Below are 6,294 nucleotides of genomic sequence, written 5' to 3' on the forward strand. Positions count from 1 at the left end.
ACCAATCAAGAACAGAACATCGGTGGGAGGATGGAAATGATGAGACGCAGGACGTTCCTTTCGCTCGGGGCCGGCGCGCTGGCCGCCCCGGCGCTGGCCAGGACCTCATGGGCCGCGGCCGACGCCTGGCCGAACGGCCCGGTCCAGATCACCGTGCCGTTTCCGCCCGGCAGCGCCTCCGACATCCTGTCGCGTGCGATGGGCGCGCATATGAGCGAGGCGATCCGCCAGCCGGTCATCATCGACAACCGGCCGGGCGCCGGCGGCACGATCGGCACCGACGTCGTGGCCAAGGCGAAGCCCGACGGCCAGACGCTGCTGATGGCGACCGCGGCCCACACCATCACGGCCGTGACCTACCGGAAGCTGCCCTTCGACGCGAAGAAGGACTTTTCGCCCGCGATCCTGCTGACCACGATGCCGCTGCTGCTCGTGGTGCACCCGTCCGTCAAGGCGAACTCCGTGAAGGAGCTGGTCGCGCTCGCCAAGGCCGAGCCCGGCAAGATCTCCTTCGCCTCCTCGGGAGTCGGCACCTCGCACCAGATGGCGAGCGAGCTGCTCAAGGTGATGGCCGGCGTCGACATCGTGCACGTGCCCTATCGCGGCAGCGCGCCCGCGCAGCTCGACCTCACGGCCGGCCGCGTCGACATGATGTTCGACAACATCGTGGCCTCGATCAACCAGGTTCGCGCGGGCAAGCTCAAGCCGCTTGCGGTCTCGTCGAAGGAGCGCTCCAAGGCGCTGCCCGACGTGCCGACCATGGGCGAGAGCGGATATCCGGATTTCGACGTCAGCGCATGGTTCGGGCTGATGGCGCCGGCCGGCACGCCGGACGCGGTGATCCAGAAGGTCGCCGCCGTCTCGGCCGACGCGGTGAAGAGCCCCGACGTCACCAAGCTGTTCGTCGGCGACGGGGCGGTGGTGGCCGCCAAACCCGCCGCCGACTTCCAGGCCATGCTCGACGCCGACTATGAGCGCTGGGACGCAGTCGCCCGCGAACGAAACATTCAGGTCGACTGACGCCCCAACCGCCGGGAGCCGCCGCCGCGCCTTCGCCCGGTCGGCGGCGGCTCTTCGGGCCTCAACGTCGCACACCCTTAGAACGGCATGCGGTCGCCAGGGTCAACCTGGAGGAACCAATGCGACGTCGTTCCGGGCTTGTCCCGGAATCCATTATCGCCGCGCGTACCGAATCCTGGCGCCGTCGGCGAAATGGGTCCCGGCGCTACGGCCTTGACGACGCGCGGAGAAGCCTGAGCTCAGGAGAAGCCCGCGACGCCGTGCGGCTCGTAGGGCGCCTCGAGCTTCGCGATCTCCTCGGCGGTCAGGTCGAGCTCGATGGCCGCAAGGGCGTCCGTGATGTGGTTCGGCTTCGACGCGCCGATGATGGGCGCCGTCACCTCCTCCTTCTGCGCTACCCAGGCGAGCGCGACCTGCGCGCGCGGGACCCCCCTCGCCTTCGCGATCTCGGCCACCGCCTCCGCGACCTTGCGGTCGGACTCGACGTAAAGGGTCTTGCCGAACTCGTCCGTGTCCTGGCGTGCGCTGCCCTCGTCCCAGTCGCGGGTCAGGCGGCCGCGCGCGAGCGGGCTCCACGGGATCACCGCGACGCCTTCCTCGGCGCAGAGCGGCAGCATCTCGCGCTCCTCCTCGCGGTAGATCAGGTTGAGGTGGTTCTGCATCGAGACGAACTCGGCCCAGCCATTGGCGCGGCTGACATAGATCGCCTTGGCGAAGCGCCAGGCCGACATCGAGGACGCGCCGATGTAGCGGACCTTGCCGGCCCGCACGCAGTCGTTCAGCGCTTCCAGCGTCTCCTCGATCGGCGTGCCGTAGTCGAAGCGGTGGATCTGGTAGAGGTCCACATAGTCGGTTCCGAGCCGCTTCAGGCTGGCGTCGAGCTCCTGCAGGATCGCCTTGCGCGACAGCCCGCCGCCGTTCGGTCCGGGCCGCATGCGCTGGCAGACCTTGGTGGCGAGCACGATCTCGTCGCGCTTCCCGAACTCCTTGATCGCGCGGCCGACGATCTCCTCCGACGAGCCCAGCGAATAGATGTTGGCGGTGTCGAGGAAGTTGATCCCGGCCTCGATCGCCTGGCGGATCAGCGGCCGCGACGTCTCCTCGTCGAGCGTCCAGGCGTGGGTTCCCCGCTGGGATTCGCCGAACGTCATGCAGCCGAGGCAGAGCCGCGAGACATCGAGGCCGGTCGAGCCGAATTTGACGTAGTCCATGCGCATCGCTCCGAAGCGTTGCGGGCGCCGTTCAGAAGGCAGACGGCGTCCGGGAGAGGAAATGTCGAGGGTTCAGTTCAGGCGCCCGGAGAGAGGGGCGCTGCGACCGCGGGCTTGGCGGCCCGGAGCCGTGCGCGCGCCTTCGGCGTCCGCGTCCCGGCCGCGAGCGGCGGCGCGGGCAGGCTGACGCAGGCCGCGAGCCCGTCCGGGAGGTTCGCGAGCGTCACGTCGCCGCCGTGACGGCGCGCGATGGTGCGGGCGATCGCGAGGCCGAGCCCCACGCCGCCGGTCTCGCGGTTGCGCGAGCTTTCCAGCCGGTAGAACGGCGCGAACACCTGTTCGATGGCCTCGGCCGGGATGCCGGGGCCGTCGTCCTCCACCCTGATCTCGATCGTCTGCGCGCTCTCGGTCACCGAAACCCGCGCGCGGCCGCCATAGCGGACGGCGTTCTCGATCAGATTGCGGACTGCGCGGCGCAGCGCGTCGGGACGGCAGCGGGCGCACGCGCGTTCGCCCTCGGCGAACACGACATCCTGGCCGATCTCGCGAAGGTCGTCGCAGAGGCTTTCGACCAGCGCCGTGAGATCGACCGCCCTGGTCTCCTCCGCGACCGCCTCCTCGCGGGCGAAGGCGAGGCTCGCCTCGGTCATGGTGCGGAGCTCGTCGAGGGTGACGAGCATCTTCTCCCGTGTCTCCTCGTCGGAGACGAATTCGGCGCGGAGCCTCAGCGAGGTGATCGGCGTCCTGAGGTCGTGTCCGATCGCCGCGAGCATCCGCGTGCGGTCCTCGACGAAGCGCTGCAGCCTCTCCTGCATGCGGTTGAAGGCTTCGGCGGTCTGCCGGACGTCGTCGGGCCCGCATTCCGCAAGCGTCACATGCTCGCCGCGGCCGAGCGCCTCCGCGGCGTCCGCCATCTGGCGCATCGGCCGGGTGATGCCGCGTATCAGGAAGGCGGCGATCGCCGTCAGCAGAAGCGCCATCAACCCAAGGGTCACGGCCGCCGGCGTGGTCCACAACGCGGTTGCGGCCGGCTTGGCGAACGCGGTGTTGAGCCAGCTGCCGTCCTTCAGCCGGACCGCGAGACCCATGCCGAAGGCGTCGTCGAGCTGGAGGAAGCGCGCCGGCCGGTCGAGCGGCCATGCGGTCGCCGGCAGCTCGCTCCAATGCGAAGCGGCCGAGGCCTGGGCCGCGCCCGCCAGCGCGTCGCCGGGAGGCGCGGGCGGCGGCGTTTCGGCGCTGCCGAGCGCCGCGAAGCTCGGCAGCGGCAGGGTCAGCTGGCCGAAGGCCTCGCGCCGCCAGCCGGCGACGTCCTCGGGCGCCGACGGCGTGACCCAGAACCGGGAATAGTTCGTCGCGCTCGCGCGCAGGACCTCGTCCTGCATCTGGGGCGGCGTCGTCTCGAGCAGCTGCGCCACCGAGGCGGCGCGGCCCAGGAACTCCGACTTGATCTGGTTCTGGAGCATGGAGGCGCGTTCGCGCCACGCGACCAGCCCGCCGACGCCCTGCGAGACGGCGAGCGCGAGCAGCATCAGCACGATGAATTGGACCGTCAGGCTTCTGAACCACAGGCGCCGGATCATCCGAAGACCTCCGCCGAGAAGCTGTAGCCGCCGCCCCAATGGGTCTTGATCAAGGCGGGCGTTTTCGGATCGGCCTCGATCTTCTTGCGGAGCCTGCTGACCTGGTTGTCGATCGAGCGGTCGAACGGGTCGGCGGCGCGGCCGACCGTGAGGTCGAGCAGCTGGTCGCGGCTGAGCACCAGCCCCGCATGGTCGAGAAACGCCGAGAGCAGCCGGAACTCGGCGGTCGAGAGCGGCACCGCGAGGCCGCCGTCGTCGACCAGCTCGCGGCGGCCGACATTGAGCAGCCACCGGTCGAACCGGATCTCGCGGGCCTTCGGCGTCGCGCGCTGCGGCGGCAGGCTCTGCACGCGGCGGAGCACCGATTTGATGCGGGCGAGCAGCTCCCGCGGATTGAACGGCTTCGTCAGATAATCGTCGGCGCCGATCTCGAGCCCGACGATGCGGTCGGTGTCTTCGGCCATGGCGGTGAGCATGATGACCGGCAGCTCCGAGGTCGAACGCAGCTCGCGGCAGAGCGACAGCCCGTCCTCGCCCGGCATCATGACGTCGAGCACCACGAGGTCGATGCCATTGCGCTCCATCAACTTGCGGAACGCGGCCGCGCTTTCGGCCTGGCTCACGCGGTAGCCGTGCTGGGCCAGATATTTCGAGACGAGGTCGCGGATGTCGCGATGATCGTCTACGACGGCGATGTGCGGCTGCGAGTCCATGGGCGTTGCGGCAAGTCCGATCTGTTCCAGCAATAAGATAACGTGATCGCGCCGGCCTCGCAGAACAAAAGTGTATCAAAGTGTCCCAAGGCCGCGAACCGATACAAATCGCGACTATTCGGCCCCTCGTCTGACAGAATTCTGCGACAAGCGGCCTCTAGAACCACGGCCATCCAAGAGGCGCCTCGGCGTCTCGACTTCGGGACCGATCTCGAAGTCGCAGTCACAAGGAGATGGCCATGAAGACGATCCTGTATGCGGCAAGCGCCCTGATCATCGCGACCACCGCGGCCAATGCCGCCAGCACCGTCAGCGACCTCGCCGGCGGCGGCGTCGCCCCGACCGCCCAGGGCGAGCGCATTCCCTATCGCGACCGGGCCCACGTCCCGGCTCCGGTGTCCCTCCAGCGCGAAATGAGCTTCGAGGCCTCGCCGCCTTCGCCCGCCAACACGGGCGCGGTGTTCCGCAGCTGGACCGGCAACGACAACGAGGGCTGACCGCCTTCAGAAATAGCGCGTCCGCCGGACGCGTCCACCAGTCCGGATGCGGCCCCCAGTCCCCACCCGCATCCGAGCGGCGCCCGATCCCTCCGTGCGCCGCGACGGCCGCCGACACGCCCTGTCGGCGGCCGTCCGCTTTTACGCCATCGACGAGGGCCTTTTCGGAGCGGCCACGAGCTCCCCGCCTTCCGCGGCCGAAGGCCGTCTTCGCCTCGCGCCTTGCCAAACGGGCGCTGGGGGCCTAAATCACAGGCGTCGATCTTGCTCGTTGATCTTTCTCGAACGCCTCGGCGTCGCGACGAATGTCCTCTCAAAATCGATGAAAACCGCGTGGCTCTGCGCGTCGCAGCCCCACGTAATCTTGTATCGATCGAAAGGTCATCGTCATGCCGACAGGCGTCGTCAAGTTCTTCAACGTTCAGAAGGGTTACGGATTCATCGCGCCGGAGACGGGCGGCGGAGACGTGTTCGTCCATATCTCGGCGGTCGAGCGCTCTGGCCTTCATACCCTCGTCGAGGGCCAGAAGGTCAGCTTCGAAGTCGTTCAGGACAAGCGCTCGGGCAAGAGCGCGGCCGAGAACCTTCAGGCCGAGTGATCCGGTCCGGAGCGGCGTCGCCGCCGGCGATTGAGTCCATGACGGACGCGCCCGAGGGCCGAAGCCGTTTCTTCGCCGATCAAGCTGGGGGGCCGGGTCGATCCCGGCCCTTTTTCTTTTCCGGTCCTCGAGGAGGTCCCGATGCAGAAGAGTTCTCTAGACGGCGTGTTCAAGGCCCCGAAGCATGGCCCTGAGGCCAAGGGCGACGCCACGACACGCGCGGCCCGCGAGATCATCGCGCGCGAGACCTCGGAGCGGGACGCCAAGACCGCGCGGCTCCGCGCGCTGCGGCTCGCCAAGGAACAACAGGAAGAGGCCGAGAACCCCGCGCCCGCGGCGGCGGCCAAGAAGGTCGCCGAAGCGCCCAAGGCGCAGAAGAAGGCGCGCAAGGCGCGCGTCTCGGTCTGAAGGAGATTTTTTTGCTCGTCGTCGTCAGAGACAACAATATCGATCAGGCGCTCAAGGCCCTGAAGCGCAAGATGCAGCGCGAGGGCGTGTTCCGCGAGATGCGCGACCGCAAGGCCTATGAGAAGCCGTCCGAGCGCCGCAACCGCGAGAAGGCGCAGGCGATCCGCCGCGCCCGCAAGGCGGCGCGCAAGGCCGCCCAGCGCGAAGGTCTGCTGCCGATGCCGAAGCCCAAGGTCCGGGCCGGCGCGCCACGCCGCTGAGGGGCG

The 6,294-nt window shown here is 68.8% G+C and carries 8 protein-coding genes; 5 read left to right on the forward strand and 3 right to left on the reverse strand.

Features of this window, described 5'->3' with window-relative positions; translation table 11 throughout:
* The first annotated feature begins 36 nt into the window (after positions 1–36).
* Positions 37–1,020 (forward strand): tripartite tricarboxylate transporter substrate binding protein, encoded by a 984-nt coding sequence (locus tag EK403_RS16540; protein ID WP_164919643.1) that lies wholly within the window; start codon positions 37–39, stop codon positions 1,018–1,020.
* Positions 1,021–1,259: 239 nt separating this feature from the next.
* Here the strand turns inward: EK403_RS16540 and EK403_RS16545 are convergent, their stop codons facing one another.
* The 3 genes from EK403_RS16545 to EK403_RS16555 form a co-directional block, all read right to left on the reverse strand.
* The gene (locus EK403_RS16545) at positions 1,260–2,231 is read right to left on the reverse strand and encodes an aldo/keto reductase (protein WP_128778582.1); all 972 of its coding nucleotides are present in this window, start codon (positions 2,229–2,231) and stop codon (positions 1,260–1,262) included.
* A gap of 77 nt (positions 2,232–2,308) precedes the next feature.
* On the reverse strand, positions 2,309–3,811 hold the full coding sequence (locus EK403_RS16550) for a sensor histidine kinase (RefSeq protein ID WP_245479749.1): 1,503 nt from the start codon (positions 3,809–3,811) through the stop codon (positions 2,309–2,311).
* A complete protein-coding gene (locus EK403_RS16555; RefSeq protein ID WP_128778583.1) occupies positions 3,808–4,524 on the reverse strand; it encodes a response regulator in 717 nt (238 codons plus the stop codon). Before EK403_RS16555 ends, EK403_RS16550 begins: the two co-directional genes overlap by 4 nt.
* A gap of 239 nt (positions 4,525–4,763) precedes the next feature.
* On the opposite strand from EK403_RS16555, the gene EK403_RS16560 reads away from it, so the two are divergent.
* From EK403_RS16560 to rpsU, 4 genes are all read left to right on the forward strand, one after another.
* The gene (locus EK403_RS16560; RefSeq protein WP_128778584.1) at positions 4,764–5,021 is read left to right on the forward strand and encodes a hypothetical protein; all 258 of its coding nucleotides are present in this window, start codon (positions 4,764–4,766) and stop codon (positions 5,019–5,021) included.
* A gap of 389 nt (positions 5,022–5,410) precedes the next feature.
* Positions 5,411–5,620, forward strand: coding sequence for a cold-shock protein (locus EK403_RS16565; RefSeq protein WP_128778585.1), 210 nt, complete (start codon positions 5,411–5,413; stop codon positions 5,618–5,620).
* Positions 5,621–5,761: 141 nt separating this feature from the next.
* Entirely contained in the window at positions 5,762–6,028 is a 267-nt protein-coding gene (locus EK403_RS16570) for a hypothetical protein (protein ID WP_128778586.1), read from the forward strand.
* 11 nt (positions 6,029–6,039) lie between these two features.
* The gene (gene rpsU, locus EK403_RS16575; RefSeq protein ID WP_128778587.1) at positions 6,040–6,288 is read left to right on the forward strand and encodes a 30S ribosomal protein S21; all 249 of its coding nucleotides are present in this window, start codon (positions 6,040–6,042) and stop codon (positions 6,286–6,288) included.
* Positions 6,289–6,294: the final 6 nt, after the last annotated feature.

Origin of the sequence: Hansschlegelia zhihuaiae, from assembly GCF_004103825.1 — a bacterium.
GTDB classification, from domain to species: Bacteria; Pseudomonadota; Alphaproteobacteria; order Rhizobiales; family Methylopilaceae; genus Methylopila; species Methylopila zhihuaiae.